This window comes from uncultured Brevundimonas sp., from assembly GCF_963974615.1.
In the GTDB taxonomy this organism is placed as follows: Bacteria; Pseudomonadota; Alphaproteobacteria; order Caulobacterales; family Caulobacteraceae; genus Brevundimonas.
In genome coordinates, this window is the sequence record NZ_CAXBDH010000003.1 from 88,591 (window position 1) to 102,909 (window position 14,319).

17 protein-coding genes are annotated in these 14,319 nt (G+C 65.9%); 10 read left to right on the plus strand and 7 right to left on the minus strand.

All coding sequences use genetic code 11. The features are described from left to right. Positions 1–116 precede the first annotated feature (116 nt). Positions 117–1,085 (plus strand): complex I NDUFA9 subunit family protein, encoded by a 969-nt coding sequence (locus AAC050_RS02770; protein WP_339913524.1) that lies wholly within the window; start codon positions 117–119, stop codon positions 1,083–1,085. 13 nt (positions 1,086–1,098) lie between these two features. On the opposite strand, the gene AAC050_RS02775 is transcribed toward AAC050_RS02770, so the two are convergent. After that, entirely contained in the window at positions 1,099–1,905 is an 807-nt protein-coding gene (locus tag AAC050_RS02775) for an undecaprenyl-diphosphate phosphatase (RefSeq protein WP_339913525.1), read from the minus strand. A 26-nt stretch (positions 1,906–1,931) separates the two neighbouring features. Then, a complete protein-coding gene (locus tag AAC050_RS02780) occupies positions 1,932–3,101 on the minus strand; it encodes a citrate/2-methylcitrate synthase (protein ID WP_339913526.1) in 1,170 nt (389 codons plus the stop codon). Positions 3,102–3,247: 146 nt separating this feature from the next. On the opposite strand from AAC050_RS02780, the gene AAC050_RS02785 reads away from it, so the two are divergent. The 3 genes from AAC050_RS02785 to queG all read left to right on the plus strand — a co-directional run bounded on the left by AAC050_RS02785 (position 3,248) and on the right by queG (position 6,134). After that, a complete protein-coding gene (locus AAC050_RS02785) occupies positions 3,248–4,243 on the plus strand; it encodes a cation diffusion facilitator family transporter (RefSeq protein WP_339913527.1) in 996 nt (331 codons plus the stop codon). Between the two features lie 61 nt (positions 4,244–4,304). Further along, positions 4,305–4,988 carry a glutathione S-transferase family protein gene (locus AAC050_RS02790; RefSeq protein WP_339913528.1) on the plus strand — a complete coding sequence of 228 codons (684 nt, stop codon included), beginning with the start codon at positions 4,305–4,307 and terminating at the stop codon, positions 4,986–4,988. Positions 4,989–5,012: 24 nt separating this feature from the next. Beyond that, the gene (gene queG, locus AAC050_RS02795) at positions 5,013–6,134 is read left to right on the plus strand and encodes a tRNA epoxyqueuosine(34) reductase QueG (protein WP_339913529.1); all 1,122 of its coding nucleotides are present in this window, start codon (positions 5,013–5,015) and stop codon (positions 6,132–6,134) included. Positions 6,135–6,140: 6 nt separating this feature from the next. On the opposite strand, the gene AAC050_RS02800 is transcribed toward queG, so the two are convergent. Together AAC050_RS02800 and AAC050_RS02805 are read right to left on the minus strand one after the other, a co-directional pair. Then, complete coding sequence (locus AAC050_RS02800; RefSeq protein ID WP_339913530.1) at positions 6,141–6,668, minus strand: FKBP-type peptidyl-prolyl cis-trans isomerase; 528 nt, start codon at positions 6,666–6,668, stop codon at positions 6,141–6,143. Continuing rightward, a complete protein-coding gene (locus AAC050_RS02805; protein ID WP_339913531.1) occupies positions 6,649–7,851 on the minus strand; it encodes a threonine ammonia-lyase in 1,203 nt (400 codons plus the stop codon). Before AAC050_RS02805 ends, AAC050_RS02800 begins: the two co-directional genes overlap by 20 nt. A 152-nt stretch (positions 7,852–8,003) precedes the next feature. Between AAC050_RS02805 and AAC050_RS02810 the strand changes: the two genes are divergently transcribed. From AAC050_RS02810 to AAC050_RS02820, 3 genes are all read left to right on the plus strand, one after another. Further along, on the plus strand, positions 8,004–8,516 hold the full coding sequence (locus AAC050_RS02810) for a hypothetical protein (protein WP_339913532.1): 513 nt from the start codon (positions 8,004–8,006) through the stop codon (positions 8,514–8,516). A 58-nt stretch (positions 8,517–8,574) separates the two neighbouring features. Continuing rightward, entirely contained in the window at positions 8,575–9,132 is a 558-nt protein-coding gene (locus AAC050_RS02815) for a BA14K family protein (RefSeq protein ID WP_339913533.1), read from the plus strand. 145 nt (positions 9,133–9,277) lie between these two features. Then, on the plus strand, positions 9,278–9,472 hold the full coding sequence (locus tag AAC050_RS02820) for a hypothetical protein (RefSeq protein ID WP_339913534.1): 195 nt from the start codon (positions 9,278–9,280) through the stop codon (positions 9,470–9,472). Positions 9,473–9,479: 7 nt separating this feature from the next. Here AAC050_RS02820 and AAC050_RS02825 read toward each other — a convergent pair whose 3' ends face one another. The 3 genes from AAC050_RS02825 to rplU form a co-directional block, all read right to left on the minus strand. Then, positions 9,480–10,013 (minus strand): GNAT family N-acetyltransferase, encoded by a 534-nt coding sequence (locus AAC050_RS02825; RefSeq protein WP_339913535.1) that lies wholly within the window; start codon positions 10,011–10,013, stop codon positions 9,480–9,482. A gap of 171 nt (positions 10,014–10,184) precedes the next feature. Further along, positions 10,185–10,466, minus strand: coding sequence for a 50S ribosomal protein L27 (rpmA, locus tag AAC050_RS02830; protein WP_339913536.1), 282 nt, complete (start codon positions 10,464–10,466; stop codon positions 10,185–10,187). A gap of 72 nt (positions 10,467–10,538) precedes the next feature. After that, positions 10,539–11,120, minus strand: coding sequence for a 50S ribosomal protein L21 (gene rplU / locus AAC050_RS02835; protein WP_339913537.1), 582 nt, complete (start codon positions 11,118–11,120; stop codon positions 10,539–10,541). Positions 11,121–11,325: 205 nt separating this feature from the next. Here rplU and AAC050_RS02840 point away from each other — a divergent pair, with 205 nt between their 5' ends. From AAC050_RS02840 to AAC050_RS02850, 3 genes are read left to right on the plus strand one after another with little or no spacing between them, the layout of a single operon-like run. Next, entirely contained in the window at positions 11,326–12,639 is a 1,314-nt protein-coding gene (locus AAC050_RS02840; protein WP_339913538.1) for a cyclopropane-fatty-acyl-phospholipid synthase family protein, read from the plus strand. A 47-nt stretch (positions 12,640–12,686) separates the two neighbouring features. After that, positions 12,687–13,349: a hypothetical protein gene (locus AAC050_RS02845; protein WP_339913539.1), complete on the plus strand. Its 663-nt coding sequence runs from the start codon at positions 12,687–12,689 to the stop codon at positions 13,347–13,349. 10 nt (positions 13,350–13,359) lie between these two features. Then, a complete protein-coding gene (locus tag AAC050_RS02850) occupies positions 13,360–14,298 on the plus strand; it encodes a cation diffusion facilitator family transporter (RefSeq protein ID WP_339913540.1) in 939 nt (312 codons plus the stop codon). Positions 14,299–14,319 lie beyond the last annotated feature (21 nt).

Consider the following 14,319-nt stretch of genomic DNA (forward strand, 5'->3'; position numbering starts at 1 on the left):
CCGGGCGGGTCAACAATCCTTTTCCCGTCTTTGCGTTGCGGGGCGGAAAAGCATCGTCTATCCCGCCCCGGTCAGCCCGTGTTCCGGGCTGCGCAGACTTTCTTCTGGAGCACGTCATGAGTGAGTTGAGCCCGGGCCTGGTCACTGTCTTCGGCGGCTCCGGCTTCGTCGGTGCCCAGGTGGTTCGTGCGCTGGCCAGACGCGGCTGGCGCGTGCGGGTCGCCGTGCGGCAGCCCGGCTTGGCCTATGACCTGAAGCCATTAGGTGATGTCGGCCAGATCCAGCCCGTGCTCTGCGACATCACCAACGAAGCCGACGTCGCCGCCGCCCTCAGGGGCGCGACGGCCGCGGTCAATCTGGTCGGCATCCTGTACGAAACACCGTCCCGCAGATTCCAGGCCCTGCACGTCGATGGCGCGCGTCTGATCGCCGAGGCCTGTGCCGCCGGAGGGGTGGATCGACTGGTGCAGATCTCCGCCATTGGAGCCAATCCCGAGAGCGGTGCCGCCTATGCCCGCTCCAAGGCCGAGGGCGAAACCGCCGTTCGAAACGCCAGGCCGGACGCCGTGATCGTGCGGCCCTCGATCGTGTTCGGTGCCGGTGACGACTTCCTGAACCGGTTTGCGGCCATGGCGACCATGGCCCCGGCCCTGCCGCTGATCGGTGGCGGCCGGACCCGGTTCCAGCCGGTTTATGTCGGCGACGTCGCTGAAGCCATTGCCCGGGCCGTGGTGCGTTCTGATGCCGCCGGTCGCACCTTCGAGCTGGGCGGGCCGGCAGTCCTGACCTTCGAGGATGTGCTGAAACTGGTTCTGCGTGAAACCAACCGTCAGCGCCCGCTGGTGCCCCTGCCCTTCTTCGTCGCCCGCATGATCGGTGGCCTGGCCCAGCTGACCGCCCTGGTCGGTCTCGCGCCTGCGCTGACCACGGATCAGGTGAAGATGCTGGAGACCGACAACGTTGTCAGCCCGGACGCGGAAGGCCTGGCCGCGCTCGGCATTGAACCGACCGGCCTCGACGCCATCGCACCGTCCTATCTATGGCGCTACCGTCGCGGCGGCCAATTTGCGGAAAACCCGGCCTGAAGGCCCGGTCGCGTCAGGCGACTCCGGCCCAGACCAGTCCCAGGCCGATAACGCCGATGACGATCCGCCACCAGGCGAAGGGCGCAAAGCCATGGCGGGCGACGAAATCGACCATCGCCTTGACCACGACCCAGCCGCTCACAAACGACACGACAAAGCCGATGGCGATGATTTCGCCGAAACTCCAGTCAATCGCGGCCCCGCTCTGAACAATGTCCCAGGTCGAGGCCGCAACCATGGTCGGGATGGCCAGAAAGAAGGAAAATTCAGCGGCCGCGCGCTTGTCGAGACCCAGCGTCAGGCCGCCGGCAATGGTGGCCCCTGAGCGGGACACGCCCGGGATCACCGCCAGACATTGAAACAGACCGACCCCCAGGGAGCGTTTCCAGGACAGGGTCATGGCGTCGGCCGCACTCGGTGCCGGAGCAATTCTTTCCAGGATCAGCAGGCCGAACCCGCCCAGGATCAGGGACACGCAGATCACGGTCACACTGTCGAACAACACGAGCTTGATGAAGTCGTACAAAAGCAGGCCGACCAGCACGGACGGCAGAAAGGCGATCAGCACGCTGATGGCGAAATGACGCGCTTTCGGATCTGTCGGCAGCCCGATCAGCACCTTCCACAGCCGGGCAAAATACAGGGCCACGACCGCGAGTATGGCCCCCATCTGGATCAGCACGATAAATGAGGTCCAGCGCGGATCCGTCAGGCCGAGAAGCTTCTGGGTCAGAAGCAGGTGACCTGTTGAGGACACCGGAATGAATTCCGTCAGCCCCTCAACCAGGCCAAGAACGATCGCCGCCAGCCAGTCCGCCATGAACGCTCCGATAGGGTTCGGCGGGATCAGTTCGCGCCGGGTTCTGGACCCACATAGCGCAGTCGTGCCCGGATTGGCGAGCCGTTCATCACCTGGTCCACAGCATGGCCCAGAAGACCGGTCAGCCGCCCCAGCAGGAACATGTCCGCCGCGGCCTCACGGGGCAATTCCAGCCGCCGCGCGACAATGGCCAGCGCCATGGTGAAGGTCGCCCGCCCGCCGGTCGCCGCCTCCCCTTCGGATATCACCGCCGCAAGGTCGGCGGGCAGGTCGGCCGCGGCCAGCAAGGCCATCGCCCGTGCATCCCCCTCGGAAGACTCCGAAAATCCCGGCAGATTACCGGTCTCCTGAAAGCGTCGCTGCGTCGCCCCGGCCGGATCACGCCGCGCCTCCACGGCCCAGGCCGAAACCTCGATGAAATCGCGCATAAGCGCCGAACCGACCACGGTGGTGATGCCCGCCAATGCCGCACCGGCGATCGGTGCCCCCGCGCCGGCGGCAGACCGGACCGCCAGAACCGCGGGATCCTGTCCTTCGTCTGCGGCCAGAACCAGGGCACGGCGGATCAAATGGGAGTCGCGGTCGAGTGTCTTCCAGCCCCGGGCCAGTCGCTGGTGGAAATGAAGCCGCGGACCGGGTCCGGCCGCGGCGTCTATGACCTCGTTCAGGATCGAGGCCGCCTGCCCCCGCAGCAGTTCGCCGTCGCAATCCAGTGACGTGACGTCCTCTTCCGCCCGGCGGGCCAGGCTCGCGAACAGACGCGCCCGGATCGACATGCCGATGACCCCGTCCACGCGCGGCTTGAGCCCTGTGAAAAGACCGGCGTCACGCCCGCCCCACAGGCGGCAGGCCACCTCCTCCAGCGTCGCCTGTTGCGCCAGCTGGGCTGCGTCCAGTCCACGATAGAACAACCGGTTGTCTGCCACCACGCTCAGCGATGAAGCTATGTCCGCCTCGCCCCGGGGGGCGGATCGTTCCGGAGCCGTGACGGCACCGGCGGGCGGAATCTCCCCGCGCTGGAGACGTTCGATGGCCTCGGCGTCATACAGACTGCGTCGTGAATCGGCGGGGTCTGGCCGGGCCACAACCCGGCCACGACTGACGTAGGCATACAGGGTCTGGGTCTTGATCCCCAGTCGCTCCAGCGCCTCATTACGCCGGATCCAGCGCCCAGCGACCTCACCGATGACCTGCACACTGCCTCCCGGATTGATCCCGCGTCCCGACACCAGACATTGGCGAAGCCCTTCAGCGACGACAACCCTTACAGAACATTAACCGCATTGCCGACTCGATACCGCTTGCCATTGGCAAGGCGGCCTCTATCGGCGACAAGGCGGGGATGACCCGCACCGGATACCCGCCCCCGGGCACGCCCGCTGACGCCCAACTCGCCACCCACAACGTGACCCGACTCTCCGTCGGGGTTGCGATTGTGCTGATTGCACTCAAGGCCTTTGCACTGGGAGCCTCGGGGTCGGTGTCGATCCTGGCCTCCCTGCTGGATTCCACGCTCGACCTGGTGGCGTCCCTGGTGACCTTCGTCGCCGTACGCTGGGCCGCGGGCCCGGCGGATGAGCGGCATCGCTTCGGGCGCGGCAAGGGCGAAGCCCTGGCGGCGCTGATCCAGTCGGGACTGATCTTCGCCTCAGCTGTATTCGTTGGCTGGGAAGCCCTGCAACGCATCCTGGACCCTCGCCCGATCACGGCCGGAGTCTGGGGGGTGTCGGTGATCCTGATCTCGATCGTCCTGACGCTCGGACTGGTGTGGATGCAGACCCGCGCCATCAAGCGCAGCCAGTCGATGGCCGTCACCGCGGACCGCGCCCACTATACCGCCGATCTGGCTGCCAGCGTCGTCGTACTGATCGGCGTGGCCTCGGGAGCCTTTCTGCAGGCCCCCGGACTGGACGCGGCCGCCGGGCTGGTGGTGTCCGTCTGGCTGTTCTGGGGCGCGCTGGGTCTGGTGAGAACCGCGGCTGACCATCTTCTGGACCGGGCCGTGTCCGACGCCGATCGCATCACCATCACAACTGCTGTCCTGTCCGACCCGAGAATTTCCGGCGTGCATCAGCTTCGCACCCGAATGGCCGGCCCGGTCCTGATGATCCAGATGCATATCGATATGGACCCAGGCCTGACCCTCAAGGCCGCCCACGACATCATCGTCGAGGCCGAAAACCGTTTGCTGGTCGCCTTTCCCGCCGCCGACATCCTGATCCACCCCGACCCGAGAGGTCAGGCCGGGGCCGTTGATACCTGCGCGGCGGACGGCGATGCCGAACCGGAACCGGATCCGGAACTCACGCAAAAGGGGGCCGCGGGCCCCTGGTCGTAACCGACCCGCTGCCGAGACGTCACTAACGAGCGATTAAGGCCCGCGAGCGCATGGATAATCCATGTCGGCCTGCGTTCTGTTTCATTTCCCTTTCGATCCGGGTTCGCGCACGGCGCGCCTCGCCCTGGGTGAATCCCGCACGGACTGGTCTGAAGTCCTGGTTCGACCATGGGAACCGGGCTGCCCGCTTGAGGATCTGAACCCTTCCGGGATGCCCCCCGTTGTGCAGACCACCGAGGCCGGAGCCCCCCTGACGCTGCTTGAGGCCGGAGCTATCCTCGGATGGCTGGAAGATCGGGCAAAGGGTCCTTTTCTGCTGCCGGCCGATCCCGTCGAACGGGCCGAACACCGCCGGCTGGTGGCATGGTTCGACCGCCGCTTTACCGACGAGGTCAATGCCGTCCTCCTGCACGAGCGAATGGAAAAACCATTGCTGCGTCTGGGACCGCCTGAAGCACGCGCGCTACGGGAAGGCCGCAATGCACTGAAAACCCATCTGGCCATGATGGAGGCTCTGGCGACGCAACGCGACTGGCTGGCCGGACGCCGTCTCGGCCAGGCGGATCTGGTTGCCGCCGCCCATCTGTCGGTACTCGATTATTTCGGCGAGATCGCCTGGGGCACCTATCCGGCGCTGAAGACCTGGTACATGAAATTGAAATCGCGGCCCTGCTTCCGGCCCCTGCTGACCGACCGCTTCCAGGGCCTTCAGCCGGCTCCGCACTACGCTGACCTCGACTTCTAGTCCCGGGAGCGTCAAACGACGCCCATGGCCTCCGACCTTCGGCAATCCATCAGAGACAGTGCGACCGCACTGGGTTTCGACGCCTGTCGTTTCGCCTCGGCCGATGCGCCGTGGAGCGCGGGCGAGCGGCTGGCGCATTTCGTCGAACAGGGCCGCCACGGAGAGATGGGATGGATGGAGACGACGCTGGCGCGCCGCGCCCATCCCACCGCCATGTGGAGCGAAGCCAGGACCGCCATCGTCCTCGGCCTTAACTATGGTCCCGACCACAACCCCCTGCCCGAACTGGACGACCGATCGGCCGGCTATGTTTCAGTCTATGCCCGGGGCGACGACTACCACGAGCTGATCAAGGGGCGGCTGAAGACCCTGGCCGGGCAGATCGCGGCCCGGACCGGCGAGGACGTCAAGGTTTTCGTCGACACCGCTCCGCTGATGGAGAAGCCGCTGGCCCAGCGCGCCGGGCTCGGCTGGCAAGGCAAACACACCAACCTGCTGTCTCGCGAACAGGGCAACTGGCTGTTCCTGGGCGTCATCCTCAGCGCCGCCGACCTACCCGCCGACGCCCCGGGAGACGAACATTGCGGCAGCTGCACCGCCTGTCTCGACGTCTGTCCGACCCGGGCCTTTCCGGCCCCGTTCCAGCTGGATGCGCGACGGTGCCTGTCCTATCTGACCATCGAATTCCCCGGCCCCTGGCCACTGGAGTTCCGGACGGCGACCGGCAGCCGCATCTATGGTTGCGACGACTGTCTGGCGGTCTGTCCGTGGAACAAATTCGCGGCGGCCTCCCGCGAGTCGCGGCTTCAGGCGCGCGACGGTCTGACGACTCCGCAGCTGTCGGAACTGGTGGCGCTGGACGACGCCGGATTCCGGACCCTGTTTTCAAAGAGCCCGGTCAAGCGCATCGGCCGGGACCGGTTCGTGCGCAATGTTCTGTATGCGATCGGCAACAGCGCCGACGCGGCCCTGATCCCGCCCACACAACGTCTGCTGGACGACCCGGCACCACTGGTGCGCGGCGCGTCGGTCTGGGCCCTGTCGCGCCTGCTTGAGGCGGACGCCTTCGCATCCCTGACCGCGGCCCGACTGGACGTGGAACAGGACGCCGACGTGCTGGCCGAATGGCGGGGTGAGGTCCGCTAGATGGCCTCAGCCCATCGCCTGTCCCACGCCGGTGCCGCCGCCGGGCGTATGAGCCACATCCAGAAGCTTGAGACGGAACACCAGCACGGCATTGCCCGGGATCTTAGGCGGGCCACCGCGTTCGCCATACCCCAGTTCCGGCGGGATATAGAGGATCCATTCGTCCCCGACCTTCATCCGCTGCAGGGCCTCGGTCCAGCCGGGCACCACATCCGCCGGCGTGGTGACATAGGGCGTGCCCCGGGCGAAGGAGCTGTCGAATACCGTGCCGTCGGTCAGTGCGCCCTCATAGTCGACACGGACCAGATCGTTGCCGTCCGGGCTCTGCCCGTTCGCCGGACCCGATACGATCACCTTGTACTGCAGACCGGACGGCAGGGTCTGGACGCCATCGACACGGGCGTTGTTCTTCAAAAAGAAATCGGCCGCCCTGGCATTGGCAGCCAGATCAGCATCCGGAGCGGCCTCGCCGCCGCAGGCTGCGGTCAGGAGACCCAGTGAAAGGGCCGCAGCCCTACCCCATCCGAAGCGCATAACCCTTATCCTTCAAGGCCTGACCGATCGCGTCGGCATGGGCGCTATCGCGCGTTTCGACCATGATGTCGAACTCCGCCCCCTTGGCCGGAACATCGAGCGCGAGGCGGTTGTGAACGACGTCGATGATATTACCCCCGACATCGCCGATCACCGCCGCCATCGTCGACAGGATGCCGGGCCGATCGTCACTGAGAATCCGGAATACGACCAGACGCCGTTCACGAACCATTTCCCGGTTCAGAACTACCGCCAGCATGCGGGCGTCGATATTACCGCCGCAAAGCACCAGGCCGATCTTCATGCCCCTGAAGCGGTCGGGATAGGCCAGAAGGGCGGCCAGACCCCCGGCACCGGCCCCTTCGGCAACCGTCTTTTCGAGGGTCGCATAGAAGGCAACGGCCTTTTCGAAATGTTCCTCCTCACAGACCAGCACGTCCTCGACCAGCGGGTCGGCCAGGGCGAACGGAATCTCGCCGACGGCCTTGACCGCGATACCTTCTGCGATGGTCGCGCCGCCGCATTTCGGAGTCTCGCCCCGACGCCGGGCCAGAAAGGACGGATACATGGCGGCCTCGACACCGAAGATGCGGATGTCAGGCTTGATCGCCTTTGCCGCGATCGAACATCCGGCAATCAGGCCGCCGCCGCCGATCGGAATGATCAGCGCGTCGAGATCCGGAGCATCCTCAAGAAATTCGACGGCGCAAACGCCCTGACCGGCGATGATGCCTTCGTCATCAAAAGCGGAAATGAAGACATAGCCGTGGGCCTGTTGAAGCCGTCGGGCCTCTTCGGTCGCGCCGCTGAAATCCGCGCCCTCGATCACGACCGTCGCTCCGTGGGCCCGGGTACCGTCGACCTTCACGAACGGTGTCCCGACCGGCATGACAATGGTGACCGGAACGCCCAGCCGACCACCGTGATAGGCCAGAGCCTGGGCGTGATTCCCGGCCGAGGCCGCGATCACCCCGCGCTTGCGCTCGTCCGGCGTCAGCTGGCTCAGCCGGTTCAGGGCTCCCCGCTCCTTGAACGAGCCGGTAAAGTGAAGATTGTCGTATTTAACCCAGACCTCGGCACCGGTCAGCTGGGACAGGCGGCGGGAATGGCGCACGGGCGTTCGATCGACCTGTCCGGCGATACATTGCTGCGCGGCCTGAATGTCGGCAAATGTCACGGTCATAGGGGGTCCTGAAAGCGCTTCCGGAGCCGGATTTGAACCCGGTCGTTTGCGCGCTTGTGGCCCACAGGCTCATGTGTCGCAACCTTGACCTTGGCCGCGGCGTTAAGCGTGGTATCGAAGTCGCCTGCCAGACGAAAACCCGGAGAGCCCCCATGTCGGTCCGTCCGCCCCTCGCCCTTGTTCTCACCGCCGTCGCCGTTCTCGGATCGGCCTGCGCATCGACTCCCGGGCCTGTTCGAATCGGGCCGCCACCGTCTGCGGCATTCAACACCAATGATTTCGCCTGGTCGGCGCGATCAGGCCGCGCCGTCATCCAGGGACGGGTCGACTACCGTCAGGACGGCCAGATCTATGAGTGCACCGGCTCGGTGGCCCTGACGCCGGACACGCCCTACACCCGGGCCCGTTTCTACACCCTGTACGGGTCGATCGATCGCGCGGCTGTGCCGGAAGCCATCGTGCGCAGCCGGACCGTGTCTGATCCCAATGCCGACTATCGATCCTTCGTGCGGTCAACAACCTGCGACAATGATCGTTTCACCTTCACGGACCTGCCCGACGGCGGCTGGTTCATCATCACACCGGTCAGCGCGGGAGGCGATCGCATCGTGTTGATGCGCCGCGTCGTAACCCGTGGTGGCCGCACAGTCAGCGTCACCCTGTAACCCTGCCCTGCGTCCAACCGGCCCCACCCAACGGGTCGGTCATTCCCGGGAGTCTGCCATGCATCGCCCCGCCCCGTTCTTCGCTGTCCTGATCACCGGCGGCCTGTTCCTGGCTGCCAGCCCGGCCGCCGCACAACACTATGTCTCGCGGGTCCCGGTCTACGAGCCTGCGCACCAGAGTCGGAACTGGGCCCCATCGGCCTTTGACTGGCGTAGCCAACTGGACCGGCCCGGCGACTATCGGTGTGACGCCTATTGGGATGCCGGACGAAGCGACTGCGGGGCCGACTGGCGTGACCAGCGGCATCACGTCCGCTCCACCCCCAGCTACAATTATGGCCGCTTCGGTTATGACCGGGCCCACAACCGTTATCCGGTTCATGGGGGCCGACAGGACCATGCGTCCTACCGGACGCGCGGTTACGAGAACGGAACGGCCTGGTACGGGGCCTATGGTCGCCCAGACCTGATCTATCCGGACGATGGTGGTCGTGCCGGACACTACGGGAATCGCGATGCGCGACGGATCGATTGGTGCCGCGCCAGCTACCGTTCCTATGATCCGGTCAGTGGCTACTACCGGGCCTACAGCGGTCGGCTGATTTTCTGCGGCTAGGCGCACAGTCCCCAAAAAAGACCCTGATCGCCCGTTCCGGCGATCACGTATCGGTTGATGACCGGCGTTCGCCATCCTTTGGCCCTATCGCGCCCGCTTTGCTCTGCGTGCGCCCAGGGGGGCAAGTTCACCGGAAAGACAGTCGATGTCCCAGCACAACATTTCGGGATCCGAAGCCTTTGACCGGGCCCCGTTCGTCATCATCCGCTCGGTTCGCACGGGCGGACTTAGGCGCCGACAGATGCGCACCGCCGGGGCCTTCATCGCCGGAGCCATCGCCGCCTTCATCGGCGGAGCCGTCGCCATCGCGGCCGTGTTCGGACCAACCCTGTTCGGCTAGAGCCCCGTCAGGCGAGCCAGACCATCCGACGCGTGTCCGTCATTGCATTGCGCGAACGGCTGAAGGCACGCCGCGTCTCGCCGGTGTAGAGGAAACCCGCTTTTTCCAGCACGCGCCCCGACGCCGGATTATCCGCAAAATGGCCGGCCACGAGGGCACGCCGCTTCCACTGACGACTGGCCCAGACCAGAGCGCCTTCCAGGGCCTCGGTGGCGAAACCGCGTCCCCAGAACGGACGGCCGATCCAGTAGCCGGTTTCAGGCATCGGATCCCCGTCCTCGAACAGACCGATCACGCCAACTGGGCCGAGGTCTTCGTGTTCGATCAGGAAGGTGGCACTGCGTCGCGGATCCTGGACCTGAACATTGTGCAGGAAGGCTTCGGCGTCGGTCACCGCATAGGGATGCGGCATCCGCAGGGTCATGCGGGCGATATCGGCGTCATTGGCCAGGGCTGCCAGGCGCTCAAGGTCGCTCATACCGGGGGCCCGCAGCACCAGTCGCCGCGTCTCGATGACGGGAGTGGGTTCGATCACGCACATGATGTCGCCTCAGACTTTGCACCACCGTCCTTGAATCAGGGCTCGGGCGGGCTTCGAGGCGGGGAAACGCAAACGGGGAGCCTGGTTGATCCAGACTCCCCGCGGAAATATTCCCTGGTCCGGATCGCAGCTCTTCGAGCCTTGCGCGATCCGGGAGATATCCGTTTCGCGTTACTCGGCGGCCATCGCCACAGTGTCGTTGGCCGGCATGATCGACACGTAACAACGGCCGCCACGCTTGGTGGTGAATTTCACCGCGCCGTGGATAAGAGCGAAAAGGGTGTGATCGCGACCAAGGCCGACGTTGTCACCCGGATGGAAGGTGGTGCCGCGCTGGCGCACGAGAATGTTGCCGGCCAGCACGCGCTCGCCGCCGAATTTCTTCACGCCGAGGCGTTTCGACTCGGAGTCGCGACCGTTACGCGACGAACCACCGGATTTTTTGTGAGCCATAGGTCTGCTCCGTCACTCTTTAGGTTTGCGCTTGCGCGCATCGCACCGTCTGAGGCGCGGGTTGAACTCTGATTAAGCGTCGTCGCCGGCCTTGTCCGCCTTCTTGGCGGGGGCCTTCTTGGCGGGAGCGGCTTTGGTTTCCGATTTTGCAGCCTTGGGAGCCGCAGCCTTCTTGGCCGGGGCAGCCTTGGGCGCAGCGGCCTTCTTGGCCGGAGCAGCCTTGGCGACCTTGGCCGGCTTGGCTTCAGTCTCGTCGACGCGCGGGGCCAGGCCACGGGCGCGGAGGTTCATCTCGGCCTTGGTCATCATACCGACCGTGCCGTCCCATTTGGCGGTCTCGCCGGCACCGGCGATGCCGGTGATGCGCAGGACCGATTCCATCTGACGATGGCCGTTGGTGCGGCGATAGCCCTGACGACGGGTCTTCTTGAAGATCTTGATCTTCTCACCCTTGCGGGTCTCGACCAGGGTCGCGGCGACCGAAGCGCCGGAGATCATGGGCGCGCCGAGGGTCACACCCTTGTCGCCGCCCAGCATGAGCACGTCGCCGAACGACATCTCGGCACCCGCATCACCGTCCAGCTTTTCGACGACGATAACGTCGCCCGGTTGGACCCGGTACTGCTTGCCGCCGGTCTTGATCACCGCGTACATCTTGAAGCCTCAGCGTAAACGCAAAAAAGAATGGCCCGCCGGGCAAACCCCGCGGGCGAAGAGCGGCGACATATACGGACAGGGCTCGCGGAGTCAACGTGAAACGGGGCGGAAACACCCTGCGATCCGCGAATTCAGTGCCCGGCCTAGCCGCTTTTCCGTCCGCGTGCCAAATCTGGATACGAACCGAGGATTGTTGCGACCCATGACGGACGGAGCGGATCGCCGCATTCAGGCCGCGCGCCGCATCATCGTCCATGTCGCCGAGTGGCTGCAGGCGGACCTGTCGATCCGGCTGTGGAACGGAGAGGTGTTGCCGCTGGGTCCCGGCGCGCGCGACGATATCTGCATCGTCGTGGCCCGGCCGTCCGCCCTGCGGCGACTGTTGTTCAGACCCCGGCTGATGACCCTGTTCGAACTGTTCGCCGGTGGCGACCTGGCCATAGAAGGCGGCAGTCCACTCGAGGCCGCGGATCGCTGGGAGCACGGACGGGCGGTGCATCTGGCCCGCCGCGTGGACAAGGGCCTGCTGGCCCGGCTGGCCCTGCCCTTCCTGTTTGACGGCCGCGACCCTGTGGCGGTCCTGCCGGCATGGGACGCCAGCGGTGATGATGGCGTGGGCCGGGTCCGGGCCGCGCGGCGCGACCGGGATTTCATCGGTTTCCACTATGATGTCGGCAATGATTTCTACGACCTCTTTCTCGATCCGGAGATGGTCTATTCCAGCGCCGTCTTCCCCGAGACCGACAGCACACTGGACCAGGCCCAGACGCACAAGCTGGACCTGATCTGCCGCAAGCTGAACCTGAAGCCGGGACAGCACCTGCTCGATGTCGGGTGTGGCTGGGGCGGTCTGGCCTGCCACGCGGCGCAACACTACGGGGTGACCGTTCATGGTGTGACCCTGTCCCGGGCCCAGCTGGAGTTCGCACGCGACAAGGTCAGCCGGCTGGGTCTCGAAGACCGGGTGTCCCTGGAGCTGCGCGATTATCGAGAGGTCGACGGGGCGGAGGCCTACGACGCCATCGCCCAGGTCGAGATGTTCGAACACGCCGGCTTCGCCAACCACGACCGTCACTTCGAGCAGATGCGACACCTGCTGAAGCCGGGCGGGCTCTACTTCCACCAGGCCTCGGTGCGGCGCGGTGGCAAGGGGCCGTTGCGGCCGACGGCGACCACCCGCGTGATCACCCGCTTTATCTTTCCCGGCGGTGAGCTGGATACGCTGGGCATGACAGTGACCAACCTGGGTCGCCACGGGTTCGAGGTGCTGGACGTCGAGGACCTGCGCGAACATTTCGCCCTGACCCTGCGCCACTGGGCCGCCCGCCTGTATGCGAACCGCGACCGGGCCGAGGCCATGGCCGGGGCTGAACGGACACGTCTGTGGCAGATCTATTTTGCCCTGTTCGCTAAAGGCTTCGAACGCGGCGCGGTGCTGGTCTACCAGACCGTGGCCCGCAAGCGGCGGCCCGGCTCCTCCGGTCTGCCGCTGGATCGCGGGCGGCTCTACCGCTAACGTCAGAATTTCTCTCGACCGTTATAAAGTAACACGCTATTGAGCGGATGATGTCACCGCCCGACCTTCAACACCCCGTTCTGCTCTCCCTGCTGGGCGGCGGGTTCGCGGCGGCCTTCCTGCATGCCGCCCTGCCGACCCACTGGCTGCCCTTCGTGCTGATCGGACGGGCCCAGCGCTGGAGTTCACAACAGACCCTGGGGGCCGTCGCCGCCGCAGGCCTGTCCCACATCATCTCCACCGCCCTCGTCGGCGTCCTGATCGTCGGCGCAGCCCTGGCGCTGGATCAATGGGTCCGGGGCCTGCTGCCGCACCTGTCGGCGGGCCTGCTGCTGATGTTCGGCCTGTTTTACCTGATCCGCGCCCTGCTGGTGGCACCGGACCCCGGGGATGAGGCGGCGCTGGAACAGCCCCGGCCCGCCGTGTCGGACCGGACCGCCCTTTTGGGCCTGATCACCATGATGGCGCTGTCGCCGGGCGAGGTTCTGCTGCCCCTGTATCTGCGCTCGGCCACGGCCGGACTGCCGACTCTGGCGCTGCTGACGCTGATGTTTCTGCTGGGCACCATCTCCGGCATGGCTGTGTTCACGGCCATGGCCCACGCCGGAGCCTCGATTCTGCGCCTCGAACGCTGGGCACGGTACGAGGGAGCGATCCTCGGCCTGATCCTGATCGTTCTGGCCCTTCTCGTTATCCTCTACCGTCACTAGAGTCGGTCGTATGGGCGCTTCGCACGATCATCACGGCCACAACCACGCTCATGGACATAGCCACGGGCATGGCGGCCACAACCACGGACCGGTCGACACCGGCGACTGGCGCTATGGACTGGGCCTGCTGGTCAACCTGGCCTTCGTCGGCGTGGAATTCGGCGCCGGCCTGTGGAGCGGCTCGACCGCTCTGATGGCCGATGCGGGCCATAATCTGTCCGATGTGCTGGGGCTGGCCATGGCCGGAGGCGCGGCGGTGCTGGCGCGGCGGGCGGCGGGCTCACGCCTGACCTACGGTTTCGGCAAGGCGACGGTGCTGGCAGCGCTGGCCAATGCCCTGCTGCTGATCTTCGCCTGCGGGGCTATCGCTTTCGAGGCCGTACAGCGGCTGGCCGACCCGGCTCCGCTGATGTCCGGTGTCATCATGATCGTGGCCGGCATCGGCTTCGTCATCAATCTGGGCACGGCCCTGCTGTTCATGCGCGACCAGCACACCGACCTGAACGCCCGCGGGGCCTATCTGCACATGATGGCTGACGCCGGCATCTCGATCGGCGTGGTGATCGCCGGAGCCGTCATCATGGTCACCGGATGGTCGATCCTCGATGCCCTGGTCAGTCTGGCGATCGTGGCTGTGATCCTGATCGGCACCTGGAGCCTGCTCAAGGACTCGATCCACCTGGCGCTGGACGCCGCACCGCGTAACGTCGACATGACGAAATTGCGCGCCGCCCTGCTGAACCTGACGGGCGTGCGTGAAGTGCACGACCTTCACGTCTGGGGCCTGTCGACGACCGAAGCGGCCCTGACCGCCCATCTGGTGCACGACCGGGCCGACGCGTCCGTTTTGCTGGCCGAGGCCCAGACCCTGGCCCGCCGCGATTTCGGCATCGGTCACACGACCGTGCAGCTGGAAACCGACACCCTTCCCGACTGTCCGGCCTGCTGACGTCTTCACAAGGCCACTGTG

Coding starts and splice junctions, on each gene's coding strand:
- AAC050_RS02770 (WP_339913524.1), top strand. CDS start 117: ATGAGTGAGTTGAGCCCGGGCCTGGTCACTGTCTTCGGCGGCTCCGGC.
- AAC050_RS02775 (WP_339913525.1), bottom strand. CDS start 1,905: ATGGCGGACTGGCTGGCGGCGATCGTTCTTGGCCTGGTTGAGGGGCTG.
- AAC050_RS02785 (WP_339913527.1), top strand. CDS start 3,248: ATGACCCGCACCGGATACCCGCCCCCGGGCACGCCCGCTGACGCCCAA.
- AAC050_RS02790 (WP_339913528.1), top strand. CDS start 4,305: ATGTCGGCCTGCGTTCTGTTTCATTTCCCTTTCGATCCGGGTTCGCGC.
- queG (WP_339913529.1), top strand. CDS start 5,013: ATGGCCTCCGACCTTCGGCAATCCATCAGAGACAGTGCGACCGCACTG.
- AAC050_RS02800 (WP_339913530.1), bottom strand. CDS start 6,668: ATGCGCTTCGGATGGGGTAGGGCTGCGGCCCTTTCACTGGGTCTCCTG.
- AAC050_RS02805 (WP_339913531.1), bottom strand. CDS start 7,851: ATGACCGTGACATTTGCCGACATTCAGGCCGCGCAGCAATGTATCGCC.
- AAC050_RS02810 (WP_339913532.1), top strand. CDS start 8,004: ATGTCGGTCCGTCCGCCCCTCGCCCTTGTTCTCACCGCCGTCGCCGTT.
- AAC050_RS02815 (WP_339913533.1), top strand. CDS start 8,575: ATGCATCGCCCCGCCCCGTTCTTCGCTGTCCTGATCACCGGCGGCCTG.
- AAC050_RS02820 (WP_339913534.1), top strand. CDS start 9,278: ATGTCCCAGCACAACATTTCGGGATCCGAAGCCTTTGACCGGGCCCCG.
- AAC050_RS02825 (WP_339913535.1), bottom strand. CDS start 10,013: ATGTGCGTGATCGAACCCACTCCCGTCATCGAGACGCGGCGACTGGTG.
- rpmA (WP_339913536.1), bottom strand. CDS start 10,466: ATGGCTCACAAAAAATCCGGTGGTTCGTCGCGTAACGGTCGCGACTCC.
- rplU (WP_339913537.1), bottom strand. CDS start 11,120: ATGTACGCGGTGATCAAGACCGGCGGCAAGCAGTACCGGGTCCAACCG.
- AAC050_RS02840 (WP_339913538.1), top strand. CDS start 11,326: ATGACGGACGGAGCGGATCGCCGCATTCAGGCCGCGCGCCGCATCATC.
- AAC050_RS02845 (WP_339913539.1), top strand. CDS start 12,687: ATGATGTCACCGCCCGACCTTCAACACCCCGTTCTGCTCTCCCTGCTG.
- AAC050_RS02850 (WP_339913540.1), top strand. CDS start 13,360: ATGGGCGCTTCGCACGATCATCACGGCCACAACCACGCTCATGGACAT.